At 61.7% G+C, this 14,374-nt stretch carries 13 protein-coding genes and 2 pseudogenes; 14 read left to right on the top strand and 1 reads right to left on the bottom strand.

Going from position 1 to position 14,374, the window contains the following annotated elements:
* Nucleotides 1-4: 4 nt before the first annotated feature.
* From L6639_RS28860 to rpe, 7 genes and pseudogenes are all read left to right on the top strand, one after another.
* The gene (locus L6639_RS28860) at nt 5-880 is read left to right on the top strand and encodes a phosphoribulokinase (RefSeq protein ID WP_100233973.1); all 876 of its coding nucleotides are present in this window, start codon (nt 5-7) and stop codon (nt 878-880) included.
* Between the two features lie 16 nt (nt 881-896).
* Nucleotides 897-2,927: a transketolase gene (gene tkt / locus L6639_RS28855; RefSeq protein WP_128955158.1), complete on the top strand. Its 2,031-nt coding sequence runs from the start codon at nt 897-899 to the stop codon at nt 2,925-2,927.
* Nucleotides 2,924-3,523, top strand: a pseudogene (locus L6639_RS28850) (type I glyceraldehyde-3-phosphate dehydrogenase); the annotation flags it as partial. The gene tkt and the pseudogene L6639_RS28850, both read left to right, overlap by 4 nt.
* 9 nt (nt 3,524-3,532) lie before the next feature.
* Nucleotides 3,533-4,600: pseudogene (locus L6639_RS28845) on the top strand (ribulose-bisphosphate carboxylase large subunit); the annotation flags it as partial.
* Between the two features lie 12 nt (nt 4,601-4,612).
* Nucleotides 4,613-5,020, top strand: a complete 408-nt coding sequence (locus L6639_RS28840) for a ribulose bisphosphate carboxylase small subunit (protein ID WP_128929478.1) — start codon at nt 4,613-4,615, stop codon at nt 5,018-5,020.
* A 104-nt stretch (nt 5,021-5,124) separates the two neighbouring features.
* The gene (gene cbbX / locus L6639_RS28835; RefSeq protein WP_128955160.1) at nt 5,125-6,075 is read left to right on the top strand and encodes a CbbX protein; all 951 of its coding nucleotides are present in this window, start codon (nt 5,125-5,127) and stop codon (nt 6,073-6,075) included.
* Entirely contained in the window at nt 6,072-6,755 is a 684-nt protein-coding gene (rpe, locus tag L6639_RS28830) for a ribulose-phosphate 3-epimerase (RefSeq protein ID WP_128929480.1), read from the top strand. The genes cbbX and rpe overlap by 4 nt, the downstream gene beginning before the upstream one ends.
* 146 nt (nt 6,756-6,901) lie before the next feature.
* Here the strand turns inward: rpe and L6639_RS28825 are convergent, their stop codons facing one another.
* The gene (locus tag L6639_RS28825; RefSeq protein WP_164933596.1) at nt 6,902-7,057 is read right to left on the bottom strand and encodes a hypothetical protein; all 156 of its coding nucleotides are present in this window, start codon (nt 7,055-7,057) and stop codon (nt 6,902-6,904) included.
* 373 nt (nt 7,058-7,430) lie between these two features.
* Here L6639_RS28825 and L6639_RS28820 point away from each other — a divergent pair, with 373 nt between their 5' ends.
* The 7 genes from L6639_RS28820 (at nt 7,431) to L6639_RS28790 (ending at nt 14,341) form a co-directional block, all read left to right on the top strand.
* Nucleotides 7,431-8,816, top strand: a complete 1,386-nt coding sequence (locus tag L6639_RS28820; RefSeq protein WP_128929481.1) for an ABC transporter substrate-binding protein — start codon at nt 7,431-7,433, stop codon at nt 8,814-8,816.
* A gap of 104 nt (nt 8,817-8,920) precedes the next feature.
* Entirely contained in the window at nt 8,921-9,838 is a 918-nt protein-coding gene (locus tag L6639_RS28815) for a carbohydrate ABC transporter permease (RefSeq protein WP_237864936.1), read from the top strand.
* An 11-nt stretch (nt 9,839-9,849) separates the two neighbouring features.
* Nucleotides 9,850-10,710, top strand: a complete 861-nt coding sequence (locus tag L6639_RS28810) for a carbohydrate ABC transporter permease (protein WP_128929482.1) — start codon at nt 9,850-9,852, stop codon at nt 10,708-10,710.
* Nucleotides 10,707-11,648 carry a ribokinase gene (locus L6639_RS28805; protein WP_128929483.1) on the top strand — a complete coding sequence of 314 codons (942 nt, stop codon included), beginning with the start codon at nt 10,707-10,709 and terminating at the stop codon, nt 11,646-11,648. The genes L6639_RS28810 and L6639_RS28805 overlap by 4 nt, the downstream gene beginning before the upstream one ends.
* Nucleotides 11,645-12,415, top strand: a complete 771-nt coding sequence (locus tag L6639_RS28800; protein WP_128929484.1) for an SDR family NAD(P)-dependent oxidoreductase — start codon at nt 11,645-11,647, stop codon at nt 12,413-12,415. Before L6639_RS28805 ends, L6639_RS28800 begins: the two co-directional genes overlap by 4 nt.
* Nucleotides 12,408-13,232 (top strand): HAD-IIA family hydrolase, encoded by an 825-nt coding sequence (locus L6639_RS28795; protein WP_128955161.1) that lies wholly within the window; start codon nt 12,408-12,410, stop codon nt 13,230-13,232. Before L6639_RS28800 ends, L6639_RS28795 begins: the two co-directional genes overlap by 8 nt.
* A complete protein-coding gene (locus L6639_RS28790; protein WP_128929486.1) occupies nt 13,232-14,341 on the top strand; it encodes an ABC transporter ATP-binding protein in 1,110 nt (369 codons plus the stop codon). Before L6639_RS28795 ends, L6639_RS28790 begins: the two co-directional genes overlap by 1 nt.
* Nucleotides 14,342-14,374 lie beyond the last annotated feature (33 nt).

Raw genomic sequence — 14,374 nt, 5'->3', positions numbered from 1 at the left:
TCCCATGTCCAGGAAGCATCCGATCATCTCCATCACCGGCTCCTCCGGCGCCGGCACCACCTCGGTCAAGAAGACTTTCGAGCAGATTTTTTTCCGCGAGAAGGTCAATGCCGCCTACATCGAAGGCGACGCCTTCCACCGCTACGACCGCGCCGAGATGCGCGCGCAGATGGCGAAAGAGGCCGAGCGCGGCAACAAGCATTTCAGCCATTTCAGTCCCGAGACCAACCTGTTCGAGGAGCTGGAGCGCGCGTTCCGCGACTACGGCGAGACCGGTACGGCGGTGACGCGGCACTATGTCCACGACGCCGAGGAATCCGCGCTGCATGGCACGGCGCCCGGTACTTTCACCGACTGGAAGCAGCTGCCGGAGAACTCCGACCTGTTGTTCTACGAGGGCCTGCACGGCGCCGTCGTCACCGACAAGGTCAATGTCGCGCGCTATGCCGATCTCAAGATCGGCGTCGTGCCCGTCATCAACCTCGAATGGATTCAGAAGCTGCACCGCGACCGCAGCGCGCGCGGTTATTCGACCGAGGCGGTCACCGACACCATCCTGCGGCGGATGCCCGACTATATCCACTACATCTGCCCGCAATTCACCGAGACCGACATCAACTTCCAGCGTGTGCCGACGGTCGACACGTCCAATCCGTTCATCGCGCGCTGGATCCCGACGCCGGACGAATCGATGGTCGTGATCCGCTTCAAGAATCCACGCGGCATCGACTTCCCCTATCTGCTCTCGATGCTGCCGCAGAGCTGGATGTCGCGCGCCAATTCGATCGTCTGTCCCGGCGCGAAGCTCGATCTCGCCATGCAGCTGATTCTGACGCCGCTGATCATGCAGTTGATCGAGCGCAAGCGCAGCCTGAAGTGAACGAGGAGAGACACCGATGAATATCTCCGTCCACGCCGAAGCCGACATCACGGCAGTCGCGCATAACGATCTCGCCAACGCCGTCCGCTTCCTCGCGGTCGATGCCATCGAGACCGCGCAGTCGGGCCATCCAGGTCTGCCCATGGGTATGGCCGATGTCGCGACCGTGCTGTTCTCGCGCTTCCTGAAATTCGACTCGGCGCATCCCAATTGGCCGGACCGCGACCGCTTCGTTCTGTCGGCGGGCCACGGCTCGATGCTGCTCTATGCGCTGCTGCACCTGACCGGCGGCGACCTCAGTCTCGATGACATCAAGGCGTTCCGGCAGTGGGGCTCGAAGACGCCGGGCCATCCCGAATACGGCCACACGCCGGGAGTCGAGACCACGACGGGTCCGCTGGGGCAGGGGATTGCGACCGCGGTCGGCATGGCGCTTGCCGAGCGCATGGCCAATGCGCGGCATGGCGACGGCCTCGTCGATCACTTCACCTACGTGATCGCGGGCGACGGTTGCCTGATGGAAGGTCTCAGCCAGGAGGCGATCTCGCTCGCGGGTCATCTCGGGCTCGGCCGTTTGATCGTGCTGTTCGACGACAACGGCATCTCCATCGACGGTCCGACGTCGCTCGCGACATCGGATGATCATCTCGCGCGCTTCGCGGCCTCCGGCTGGTCGGTGCGCCGTGTCGACGGACACGATCCAGAAGCCGTGGCCCAGGCGATCGCGGAGGAGCGGGAGACCGCCAAGCCGTCGCTGATCGCGTGCCGCACCATCATTGGTTATGGGGCGCCTGATCGGCAGGGCACCGAGAAGGCGCATGGTGCGCCACTCGGCACCGAGCAGACCGCGGCGGCGCGCCGCGCGCTCGGTTGGGATTATCAGCCTTTCGTGGTGCCGATCCCGGTGCTCAAGGCGTGGCGGATGATCGGACAGCGCGGGCAGGTCGAGCGACTCGCCTGGCTCGATCGTTATGAGCGCGCAACGCCCGAGCAGCGCGATTTGTTCGTGGAAGGTAGGGCGGTTGCCCTGCCTGCTGCCTATGTGCTCGCCGCGGCGAAGTTGCGCGAGCGCTTCGCATCCGAACGGCCGAAGCTGGCGACGCGGCAGGCTTCGCAGCAGGTGCTTGACGGCATCGCCAGCACCATTCCCGGACTGGTCGGCGGCTCGGCGGATCTGACGCATTCGAACCTGACGCAGGCGAAGGCGCAGACCCCCGTTAAAGCCGGTGCGTTCGCCGGTGGCTACATCCACTACGGTATCCGCGAGCACGGGATGGCTGCAGCAATGAACGGCCTCGCGCTGCATGGCGGCTTCATTCCCTATGGCGGCACGTTCCTCGCCTTCTCCGACTACAGCCGTCCCGCGATCCGGCTCGCAGCGTTGATGCGGCTGCGGGTTATCCACGTGATGACGCACGACTCCATCGGGCTCGGTGAGGACGGCCCGACGCATCAGCCGGTCGAACACCTTGCCGCGCTGCGGGTGATCCCGAACTTGCTGGTGTTCCGTCCCGCCGACGCGGTCGAGACGCTGGAGGCTTGGGACTGCGCACTCGGCTCCGAGCATCGCCCGTCCGTGCTGTGCCTGTCGCGTCAGGCGCTGCCAACTTTCCGCAGCGATGCCCGCGGCAAGAACCGCGTCGCACGCGGCGCCTATCTCGTCGTCTCGCCCGACGGCGGCCGTGACGTGACGCTGATCGCGACCGGCTCGGAAGTCTCGATTGCGCTGGAAGCAGCCCGCCTGCTCGCGACCGAGCACATCCGCGCGGCCGTGGTGTCCGCGCCCTGCTTCGCCTTGTTCGAGGAGCAGCCGGACGATTACCGCGCCACCGTGCTCGGCACGGCGCCGCGCGTCGGCGTCGAGGCAGCGGTTGTCGGCGACTGGCATCGCTGGATCGGTGCCGACGGTGAGTTCGTCGGCATGCGCAGCTTCGGTGCCTCGGCGCCGGCGCCCGTGCTGTACCGCGAATTCGGCATCACACCGCAGAGCATCGCAGAAGCGGCCAGGCGCTCGGTCGCACGTCGGAACCAGGGAAGAACAGCATGAGCTTGCGTGTCGCCATCAACGGATTTGGCCGGATCGGTCGCAACGTGCTGCGTGCGATCGCCGAGTCCCGCCGCAACGACATCGAGGTGGTCGCGATCAACGACCTCGGTCCGGTCGAGACCAATGCGCATCTGCTGCGCTTCGACTCGGTCCACGGCCGCTTTCCCGGCGAAGTCAAGGTCGACGGCGATACGATCGACGTCGGCGGCGGCCCGATCAAGGTGACCGCGATCAAGGACCCGGCGCAGCTGCCGCATCGTGCGCTCGGTGTCGATATCGCCCTGGAATGCACCGGTCTGTTCACCTCGCGTGAGAAAGCCGCCGCACATATCCAGGCCGGTGCCAAGCGCGTGCTGGTCTCGGCGCCGGCAAGCGAGGTCGATCTCACCGTCGTGTTCGGCGTCAATCATCTCGCCCTGACCGGCGATCACATCGTGGTCTCCAACGCCTCGTGCTCGACCAACTGCCTCGCGCCGCTCGCTCAGGTGCTGGACGACGCCGTCGGGATCGAGAAGGGGTTCATGACCACGATCCACTCCTACACCGGCGACCAGCCGACGCTCGATACGTTCCACAAGGACCTCTATCGCGCCCGCGCCGCGGCGCTGAAGGCGCTGCGGCTCGAGGACATGCGGCTGCCGGTCGCCTATGTGAAGACGTTCCAGGGGCCGGCCACCGGCATCGTGGTCGAGCGCGAGCGGCTCGACAAGTTCGGCCGGCCGCTGCTCGGCGCCACCATCAAGCCGAAGCTCGGCCTCTCGGGCCGCAATTACGGCCGCGTGGTCTATGAGGCGCTGAAGGGCGGGCTCGACTTCACCAAGGACGACGAGAACATCAACTCGCAGCCCTTCATGCACTGGCGCGACCGCTTCCTCTACTGCATGGAAGGCGTCAACCGCGCGCAGGCGGCGTCGGGCGAGGTGAAGGGCACCTATCTCAACATCACGGCCGCGACCATGGAGGACATGTACGAGCGTGCGGAGTTCGCCAAGGAGCTCGGCTCGGTCGTGGTCATGATCGACCTCGTGATCGGCTACACCGCGATCCAGTCGATGGCGAAATGGGCGCGCCGCAACGACATGATCCTGCATCTGCACCGCGCCGGTCACTCGACCTATACGCGCCAGAAGAGCCATGGCGTGTCGTTCCGCGTCATCGCCAAATGGATGCGGCTCGCCGGAGTCGATCACATCCACGCCGGCACGGTCGTCGGCAAGCTCGAGGGCGATCCCAACACCACGCGCGGCTATTACGACATCTGCCGCGACGACTTCAACCCGATGAAGCTCGAGCACGGCGTGTTCTTCGACCAGAGCTGGGCGAGCCTGAATAAGCTAATGCCAGTGGCTTCCGGCGGCATCCATGCCGGCCAGATGCACCAGCTGCTCGACCTGCTCGGCGAGGACGTCGTGCTGCAGTTCGGCGGCGGGACCATCGGCCACCCCATGGGTATCCAGGCCGGGGCGACCGCCAACCGGGTGGCGCTGGAAGCGATGATCCTCGCTCGCAACGAGGGACGTGACTACGTTCACGAAGGCCCAGAGATCCTGGCCAAGGCCGCAGCGACCTGCACGCCGCTGAAGGCCGCGCTGGAGACCTGGAAAGACGTCACTTTCAACTATCAATCCACCGACACGCCGGACTTCGTGCCGACGGCGCTCGCCGCTGTCTAAAGGAGAGCAAAGATGAAACTGACCCAAGGCTGTTTCTCCTTCCTGCCCGATCTCAGCGACGAGCAGATTACCAAGCAGGTGCAATATTGCCTGAGCAAGGGTTGGGCGGTGAACATCGAGTTCACCGACGACCCGCATCCCCGCAACACCTATTGGGAGATGTGGGGTCTGCCGATGTTCGATCTCGCGGACGCTGCCGGCGTGATGATGGAGCTCGCCGAATGCCGCAGGGTGTATGGCGACCGCTACATCCGCGTCTCGGGATTCGATTCCAGCCATGGCTGGGAGTCGGTGCGCATCTCGTTCCTCGTCAACCGGCCCGCGAAGGAGGCTGAGTTCGAGCTGGTGCGCCAGGAGATGGCCGTACGCTCGGTACGTTACACCACCGTACACCGGCAACCTCAGCCGGCTTCCTCTTAGTCGCTTTCCGCTCGGAGCGACTCTTTCTCCCCGCTCCGACTCCCTGGCGGACAACTGCTTCGCCGTCATTTGCGGCGGCGAAGCCTCTTTATTCGAGGTCCAAGATGCTGGATGTGCCGCACACGACGACCATTGAGGTCAATGAGGTGCCTACTGCGTTTGACCTGCGCAAGGAGGCCGAGGCGGCGGGGATCACGGAGACCTTGCACCAGCTCGAACAAGAGTTGATCGGCTTGAAGCCCGTCAAGCAGCGGGTGCGGCAGATCGCTTCGCTCCTGTTGATTGAGCGGATCCGGCAGCGGGCCGGGCTCGTCTCCTCGGCCCCGACGCTGCACATGTCCTTCACCGGCAATCCCGGCACCGGTAAGACTACCGTCGCCCTGCGCATGGCGAAGATCTTGCACGGCCTCGGCTTCGTGCGGCGCGGACAGGTGATCTCGGTGACGCGCGACGACCTTGTCGGTCAGTATATCGGTCACACTGCGCCGAAGACCAAGGAGATCCTGAAGAAGGCGATGGGCGGCGTACTGTTCATCGACGAGGCCTATTACCTGCACCGGCCCGACAACGAGCGCGACTATGGTCAGGAAGCCATCGAGATCTTGCTGCAAGTCATGGAAAACCAGCGCGAGGATCTCGTCGTCATTCTCGCGGGTTATGGCGAACGGATGACCAGTTTCTTTGCCTCCAATCCAGGCTTCCGATCACGCATCGCCCACCACATCGAGTTTCCCGACTATTCGGAGGCGGAGCTGCTCTACATTGCCGAGCTTATGCTGAGGGAGCGCGGCTACCGCTTCTCGGCCGCGGCACGCGAGTCGTTCGAAAGATACATTGTGCTGCGCCGGACTCAGCCGTTCTTCTCCAATGCGCGCTCGGTCCGCAACGCTGTCGATCGCATCCGGTTGCGCCAGGCCGATCGGCTGGTCTCCGATCTCGACCGGATGCTCGAGATCGCTGATCTCGAAACCATCGATCCCTCCGACGTATTGGCGAGCCGCGTGTTCAGCGGCGGAGCTGGCAGCGAGCAGGCGACCGGGAGCAAATGTCCATGACCAGGGATATCGTCATTGCTCCCTCGATCCTGGCGGCGAATTTCGCGCGTCTCGGCGAGGAGGTCGCGGCGATCGACGCAGCCGGCGCTGACTGGATCCATTGCGATGTCATGGACGGGCACTTCGTGCCGAACATCAGTTTCGGTGCGGACGTGATAAAGGCGGTGAGGCCGTTCACCACGAAGACGTTTGACGTTCACCTCATGATAGCGCCCGTCGACGCTTATCTTGAAGGCTTTGCCAAAGCCGGTGCCGACATCATCACGATTCATGCGGAAGCCGGTCCACATCTCGATAGTTCGCTGCAGGCTATTCGCGCGCTCGGCAAGAAAGCGGGCGTAAGCCTGTGTCCGTCGACGCCGGAGGGTACAATCGAATATGTGCTCGATAGGTTGGATCTGGTGCTTGTCATGACCGTCAATCCGGGCTTCGGTGGCCAGGCGTTTTTGGAGTGCCAGATCCCCAAGATCAGGCGCATTCGCGCCATGATCGGCGATCGCCCGATCCGCCTTCAGGTCGATGGTGGTATCACGTGCCACAATGCTGCCGCCGTCGTGGAGGCTGGGGCCGACACGTTGGTGGCGGGTTCAGCCCTGTTTGGCGGCAATATCGCTGCCGAGTACGCCACCAATATCGCGGGCCTACGAATGGCAACTAGGGTTGGCCGGTCCCCGAGTTAGACTTCGGCATGGGTCAACAAACACGCAGGACGCGGCGGCTAGGCGCTATGCCGGAGGGACGATGGGGCCGTCGCGGTGAATTCCTCTGCCGTGCGCTTTAGTGGGAACTGCTCGGCTCGACCTCATCGTGATGAACCGCTGAACCATCACAAAGGCGTCAAGTCGAGCGCAAAAGCCATTGCGACGAGTAGAGAGAGCAGAAGGCCTGCTCCACAAAATATACCAAGAATCTTGAGAGTATCGCCGTCCTCAGCTGGTTTTCTGACCGTGCTGGAAACGACTCTTGCGATTTGCGCGATCATCCTGCAACTCCAATTGGCAATGCCAGACTGAAAGCAATTTATACTGAGAACAGCGTCATCGGGCCAGCATTGCAAGCATGAGAGGCTACTCTGCCTAGACCAAATGTCTGGCGGAGGCTTTTTTCAGATCGTTTTCGTATGCCTGCAAAAGTGCTGTTGAAGCGTCCACTGGCGCTTCGCATTGCGTAGCCTCGTCGCGGCCAGCCGATCTTATTTTAGAAACCCCGATTTCTGGCTCTTACCCAACCTTACCCAAACTCTGTGTCAAAAGCCGCTTAGCCCGTTAGAATGGCGCATAGCCTTCGCCTACCACGGCCTCTGCTAGAGGAGAGGGCGCGTGGTTTGCGGGCCAAAGAGCCCATCGGAGGGAATCATGCCAAGGACGCTAGCCGTTGTTTGCGGTCATTCGGCTCAACTTATCAAAAAAGCTCTCATTAACTCCACCGTGTGCGCCGGGGCGGCACTGGCTGCCACCCAGGCCTACGCAGAAGACATCAACTGGCGGCAATTCGAAGGCACGTCCATCGTCTGGGCCTACGATATTCACCCCTATGCTGACGCTGTTGCGGCTCAACTGCCCGAGTTCGAGAAACTCACCGGCATCAAGGTGACGCCGGAGCTTTATCCGGATGATGCCTATTGGAATAAGCTAACGATCCAGCTCAGCACGAAATCGCCAAGCTGGGATGTCGTCGGCACGGGCATCCAGCCCGCCTGGGACCTTGCCCCGGGCCAACTGCTCGAACCGCTCGATCGCTATCTAAACGATTCAAAGCTCACCTCTGCAGCCTACGACTACAAGGACTTCTTCCCAGCCTTGCGCGAAGCGCTGACATGGAAGGTCAAGGAGGGCCAGATCGAGGCCGGCAGCGGGCAGGTCTGGGCGATCCCCCATGGCTTCGAGAACATCCAGTTGTTCTACCGCAAGGATGTGCTGGACAAGCACGGTATCAAAGTCCCGAGCACCCCGCCGGAGATGTCGGCCGCTTGTGAGAAACTCAAAGCTGCCGATCCCACCATCACGCCTCTCGGCGTTCGCGGCGTAAGGTTCTGGAGCAGCATCCACACGGCTGCGATCTCGATTGCGAGGTCCTATGGCGTGCACGATTTCGTCGTCAAAGACGGCAAACTCGACACGGGCCTGGATTCGCCAGAGTCGATCGCCTTCCACAAAGACTATGTCGACATGATCAAGAAATGCGCTGCTCCCTCCTTTGCCAATGACAATTGGTACCAGGTGGTCGAAGGGATCAATTCAGGGCGGACCGCCATGGCGATCGATTCCAACATGTTCGGTTTCTGGAACGACGTCGCCGGCAAGCCCGCCTCCGGCAAGATCGCCTTTGCACCACCGTTGCGCGCACCGAACGGCAAGAACTTCGAATCCAACATCTGGATCTGGTCTCTGGCCATGAACGCCGCCTCCCAGAAGAAGGGCGCGGCCTGGCTCTTCATCCAATGGGCGACCTCCAAGCAGGTCGAGCTGAACGGTGCCGTTGCGGGCAAGCTCGTCAACTCTCCGCGCGCATCGACCTGGAGCGACAAGGCCTGGCTCGAATACGCCGCAAAGCCTGAATTCAACAACTTCGTCGAGACGTTCAAGACTGTGCAGGACCAGGCGCAACTCGCCTTTACGGCCCGCGTCGGCTTCGCCGAGGCAATGAATGCCTGGGCGGTGGCGATGCAGAAGATGGTCAATGGAGCGGATGTGAAGGCAACGCTGACCGACCTTGCCTCCGAGATCCGTTCGTCGATGTGAAGTCCCAAAGGGGGTGGTAGGCTTGCATGCCGCCCCCTTGGATTTCGATGTCAGTTGAAATGTATTCTTCAGGATTAGACGCAATCGTGACGCTGCAGTCTTCAGTGAGCCAACTCGCTTCGGCGCAAGACGGCGCGGCCAAGAGTGCCAGCCCGCCGCGCCTTGACTGGTGGAGCATCGCCGCGATCGCGCCGGCGGTCTTGATCCTTCTTGGCTTTCTGTTCCTGTTCTTCTACGGCGTATTTCAGTCCCTGACGGATCTCAAGTTCGGCCGGCCACTGGTCCACTTTATTGGCCTTACCAATTACGCCGCGTTGATCAAGACAGACGACTTCTGGAATAGCGTCCGAGCAACACTTGTCTACGCTGGTTCAGCGGTCCTTGCGGAAGCCGTGCTCGGCGTTGCCCTCGCCAAGCTCTTTGCCACCGAAGTGTTCCTGGCACGCGTGATGCGGCCGGTCATTCTGTTGCCACTCGTGCTTCCGCCCATGAGCGTTGCCTTGATGTGGACGACGATGATGGATCCGCAGAGCGGCATCCTGAACTATCTGCTGTCGCTTGTAGGAATGGGCCGGTTTGCATGGATTTCTGATCCCGCGACAGCGATGATTTCCCTCGTCCTGATCGACATATGGACTTACACCCCCTTTTTCACGCTGATCATCTTCGCCGGCCTCCAGGGCATCAATGAGGAGATCAGGGAGGCCGCGCGCGTCAATGGTGCAAAGGGCTGGGCAACCTTCCTCTACATCGAGCTGCCGTTGATCGCGCCCTACATCCTGATTGCTGCGGTCTTCCGTCTGATCGAATCTCTCAATCAATTCGACATCATTTTCGGAACGACGCAAGGCGGTCCCGGCAACAGCACCTCCGTTCTTTCCGTGCGCGCCTACATCACCGCATTCCAGAACCTCGCCTTCGGCCGGGGCGCGGCCCTCATGGTCGTCAATTGGATCATCGTCCTGGCCGGAGCGTTCCTCACGGTCAAGTTGTGGCGATACGTCCGACAACGCGTTAGCTGAAGAGACGCGACATGCGCCTAAATCGCTCAGGATCGACAAATATCGCTCTCAATCTGCTGGTTGGCATCTGCGCGCTCACTCTCGCTTTTCCGCTGATCTGGATCCTGCTGATGTCGTTGAAACAGCAGGGCGAGGTCATGGCCTGGCCGCCCAAGTTCATCTTCTCGCCGACGCTTGAGAATTTCCGGGTGCTGTTCGACGCCGCGCAGGCCGGCGCGACAAGCTATGGCACCATCAAGGTTGATTTCCTCACGCCAGTGACAAATAGCGTCGCCATCGCGCTCGGATCTGTTTTCGTCTCAATGCTCCTTGGCGTGCCCGCCGGTTACGTTCTGGCAAGGCGAGACATCCCGATGAAGGAGGACATCGCCTTCTTCATTCTTGGCTTCAGGTTCGCCCCGGCCTTGCTCGTCGTCATCCCGCTCTTCAACGTGTTCCAGACCATCGGACTCTACGACACCTATCTCGGCATGATCTGGGTCTACCAGGTCGTCACGCTGCCTATGATCGTGTGGTTGAGCCGCTCCTACATCGAGGATATTCCAAAGGACATCGAGGAGGCTGCAGCGATGGACGGGGCCAAACCTGTCAGGGTCATTCTGCATATCGTGCTGCCGCTTCTCAAGCCCGGCCTGATCGGCGCCTCCTTGCTGATCTTTCTGCTGGCCTGGCACAACTTCGCGCTCGGCTTGATCCTGAGCTCCACCAAGGCGCCGGTGACCGTCGCGCTACTCAAGCTGCTCAATCCGGGGGTGCAGTTCTATCCCGTCATGGCTGCAGGACTGGTCGTTACCATGATCATTCCGGTGATCTTGATCGTGATGGGCCAGCGCCACCTCGAACGTGGTCTCACTTTCGGGGCAGTAAAATGAATCCCAGGCCCTTGATGTTCTTTGGAACGACCAATCTCGACCTCTGCTTCAATGTCGAGCGGCTGCCAACGCCGGGTGAAAGTTTGATGGGCAAATTGAACCGCAATCCTGGAGGGAAGGGCGCCAATCAAGCCGTAGCGGCCGCACGGCTTGGACTGAAGCCCCTATTCTACACCCGTCTTGGCGGGGACGAGGCTGGCCAGTCCCTCTTGCAGTCACTGCGCGAAGCCGGAGTCCGTGCTGAGGCCATCACCATTTGTGCCGGTGAGGTCTCCGGCTCGGCCCTCGTCCTGGTGGGAGACGACGGTTCGAACATGATCGTGATCGATCCGGGCGCCAATCTGAATGTGATGCCGGCCATGGTTGAGAGCGCGGCCGCATTCATCGCGCCAGGCGCGCTCGTTGTTGCCGAAATGGGCTTGCCCATCTCCGCCCTCAACCGGCTCTTTGAAATGAAAAGCGAGAAGGGCTTCGAACTCATTTTTAATCCGGCGCCGGTCAGACCCGGGCTTTCGCCGGCGGCATGGCGACAAGTCGATTACGTGACCCCCAACCAGACCGAGGCCTTCGAGCTGACCGGGGTAGAGGTGACCGATTTCGACAGCGCCGCAGTGGCGGCGTCCAAGCTTCTGCACCTCGGACCCAAAGCCGCACTGATCACGCTGGGAGCGCAGGGCGCCTTCTATGCCGACGCGGCGCACTCGTTTGCGCTGCGTGCCTTTCCCGTCAAAGTCGTCGATACCACGGCCGCCGGGGACGCCTTCAATGGCGCTTTTGCCGCTTCGCTCGCTCAAGGCCTGCCTCTGAGGGATTCGGTCAGACGAGCACTAGCCGTTGCTGCCCTGTGCGTAACGCGCCGCGGGGCGCAGGCCTCAATGCCGCTGGCAGCAGAGGTCGATGAATTCCTCAAATCACAAACGATCTTGGAGTTGGAATGACCGAACAGTTCTCAGTCTCAGACAGAACGGTGCTCGTGACAGGGGCAGGGGGCGGCATCGGATCTGCCATTGTGAATGCGTTTCGGGCAGGAGGGGCCAACGTCGTTGCCACCGACGCCAATCTCGAAAGCCTCAGGCAGACATTGGTAGGACTTCCCCATGGCAATGGCGTGTTGCCGATGGCCATGGACGTTTCGCGCGAAGAGGACGTGGCGCGCGTGCTCGAGGAGATCGGAAAACGATTCGGCCGGCTCGACGTGCTCGTCAACAATGCCGGCGTTAAATCTGCCCAGCCGCTCCTCAGCGGGGCGGCCGACAAGATCGAACGCACAATCCAGATCAACTCGGTCGCAATCCTCCGCTGCTCGAAGCTCGCGATCGAGCGCTTCATGACAACCAAGGGCGGCCGCATCGTCAATGTCGGTTCCTCCTTGTCTTCGCAAGGCGCCGTATTCAACTATCAGGCCGGAGGGGCGGACTATTGCCTCTCCAAGGCAATCGTTCACGACATCACAAAGCTCCTTGCTTATGAATGCGCGCCGCTCAAGATCAATGTGAATGCAATCGCACCGGGGATCATCGACACCCCCATGCATGGCCGTCCGCGTGAGGAGACGGAAGCCCGCCATAGCGGCCGAATCCCATTGGGACGGGTTGGATTGCCGAACGACATTGCCGGCCTTGCCGTGTTTCTCGCAAGCCCTGCGGCCTCCTACATGACCGGCCAGATCGTTCACGTGAACGGCGGGATGCTGATGAATGGCTAAGTCCGGCACTCAGCTTCAATGGCCCGAGATCGCCGGTGTCATTTCCGATCTGGATGGCGTGGTCTACCGGGGGAACGCCGCGATCGCGGACGCCATCGAAGCCTTCAAGAGCTGGCAGCGGGCAAAACTTCCCTTCTGCTTCGTCACTAACAATTCGACCCACACGCCGGAAGATGTTGTGCGCAAGGTCGGAGGTTTCGGGCTTTCGATCTCCCCGAGGCAGGTCGTGACGAGCGCCATCACGGCCGCGGCGCTCATTCGCGCCCAATACCCGAAACTGACACGGGCCTTTGTCATCGGCGCGCCATCCCTTGCCAAAGCGATCGAGGAGGCGGGCCTCGAAGTCACCGATGCGAAGCCTGAAGTCGTGGTGATGGGGCTCGACCGCCAGATTACGCATGACAAGCTGCGAATTGCTGCTGCGGCTATCCTGGGCGGCGCCGTGTTCATAGGCACAAACCCTGATCTTCTCTTGCCGACTGCGGACGGCTTCGAACCAGGGGCAGGGGCCATGATCACGGCAGTTGCAGCCGCAACTCAAGTCCAGCCTCTGATCGTCGGCAAACCCGAGACGCACATGATCGAAGCCGCGCTTTCGCGGCTTGGAACGCCACGTCAATCCACATTGATGATCGGCGACCAGATACAGACAGATATCCAGGCCGGCAAGCGCGCCGGCCTTCCTGCCGTGCTCGTCACGACAGGCGTCCCACCTCGCAAGGACGCCGCGCTGCTGCCAGCCGACTTTACCGTGTCCAGCCTTTCAGAAATCGCCGTGAAGGCTGGTGTAGACACCGTACGGCAGAGGAGAGCGTGATGGCCAATGTTCGCCTGGAAGGCCTCAACAAGGCCTATGGCACTATCCAGATCCTGCGCAATATCGACCTCACCATCGATCACGGCGAATTCGTCGTCTTCGTCGGGCCTTCAGGGTCGGGCAAGTCGACCCTGCTGCGCATGATCGGCGGTCTCGAGCCGATTAGCGGAGGACGGCTTTTCATCGACAATGAGCTCGTCAACGACGTGGACGCGGCCGACCGCAATCTAGGCATGGTGTTCCAGAGCTACGCCCTCTATCCGCACATGACCGTCCGGGAAAACCTGGCTTTCCCCTTGCGGATGGCCAAAGCGACGAAAGCGGAGATCGGGAAGCGTGTCGCTGAGGCCGCGTCCTTATTGCAGATCGACCATTTGCTCGATCGCAAGCCACGGCAGCTCTCCGGCGGCCAGCGCCAGCGCGTGGCGATCGGGCGGGCCATCGTCCGCGAGCCCAAGGTGTTTCTGTTTGACGAGCCGCTGTCCAACCTCGACACCGAGCTGCGGGTGCAGATGCGGGTCCAGATCGCCAAGCTCCACGAGCAGCTTGGAAACACCATGATCTACGTCACTCACGATCAGGTCGAGGCCATGACCATGGCTGACAAGATCGTCGTGCTCAAGGACGGCAATATCGAGCAGGTGGGGAGCCCCCACGAGCTCTATCACTACCCGGCGTCGCGCTTCGTCGCCGGCTTCATTGGCTCGCCTAAGATGAATTTTTTGGGCGGTCATATCGAGGCCGCGCACGAGACAGGGGTGGAGGTCAGGCTTGACGCGGGCTCGACCGTCTCGGTCCCCGTTCGGCCGGATCAATTGCTGGTCGGCAAGCCGATCACGCTCGGGATCCGTCCCGATGATTTCTCGCAGCCGGCAGAAGACAAAGAGATCGCTCTCGAGCTGGACGTCGATTTCGTCGAGCACCTTGGCAGCGTCACCTACATCTACGGCAACGCGGGCAAGGAAGCCGTGGTCGCCAAAGCGCCACGGCTCGAGCCAGCCAAACGATCTGGCAAGGTCCGCCTTGCGGCTTCACCAGCCGATTGCCACCTGTTCACGGCCAACGGCAAGGCCCTGCAGCGGTTGCACGCACCGGCAAATTGGAGCTAATTTTCGGGCCTGCCGCACAGGAGGGGCGGCCGG

Origin of the sequence: Bradyrhizobium zhengyangense (assembly GCF_022012555.1) — a bacterium.
Taxonomy (GTDB): Bacteria; Pseudomonadota; Alphaproteobacteria; order Rhizobiales; family Xanthobacteraceae; genus Bradyrhizobium; species Bradyrhizobium zhengyangense.
This window is presented reverse-complemented; position numbering and strand designations above follow the sequence as displayed.

Coding starts and splice junctions, on each gene's coding strand:
- tkt (WP_128955158.1), top strand. CDS start 897: ATGAATATCTCCGTCCACGCCGAAGCCGACATCACGGCAGTCGCGCAT.
- cbbX (WP_128955160.1), top strand. CDS start 5,125: ATGCTGGATGTGCCGCACACGACGACCATTGAGGTCAATGAGGTGCCT.
- L6639_RS28790 (WP_128929486.1), top strand. CDS start 13,232: ATGGCCAATGTTCGCCTGGAAGGCCTCAACAAGGCCTATGGCACTATC.
- L6639_RS28800 (WP_128929484.1), top strand. CDS start 11,645: ATGACCGAACAGTTCTCAGTCTCAGACAGAACGGTGCTCGTGACAGGG.
- L6639_RS28810 (WP_128929482.1), top strand. CDS start 9,850: ATGCGCCTAAATCGCTCAGGATCGACAAATATCGCTCTCAATCTGCTG.
- L6639_RS28860 (WP_100233973.1), top strand. CDS start 5: ATGTCCAGGAAGCATCCGATCATCTCCATCACCGGCTCCTCCGGCGCC.
- L6639_RS28795 (WP_128955161.1), top strand. CDS start 12,408: ATGGCTAAGTCCGGCACTCAGCTTCAATGGCCCGAGATCGCCGGTGTC.
- rpe (WP_128929480.1), top strand. CDS start 6,072: ATGACCAGGGATATCGTCATTGCTCCCTCGATCCTGGCGGCGAATTTC.
- L6639_RS28820 (WP_128929481.1), top strand. CDS start 7,431: ATGCCAAGGACGCTAGCCGTTGTTTGCGGTCATTCGGCTCAACTTATC.
- L6639_RS28840 (WP_128929478.1), top strand. CDS start 4,613: ATGAAACTGACCCAAGGCTGTTTCTCCTTCCTGCCCGATCTCAGCGAC.
- L6639_RS28805 (WP_128929483.1), top strand. CDS start 10,707: ATGAATCCCAGGCCCTTGATGTTCTTTGGAACGACCAATCTCGACCTC.
- L6639_RS28825 (WP_164933596.1), bottom strand. CDS start 7,057: ATGATCGCGCAAATCGCAAGAGTCGTTTCCAGCACGGTCAGAAAACCA.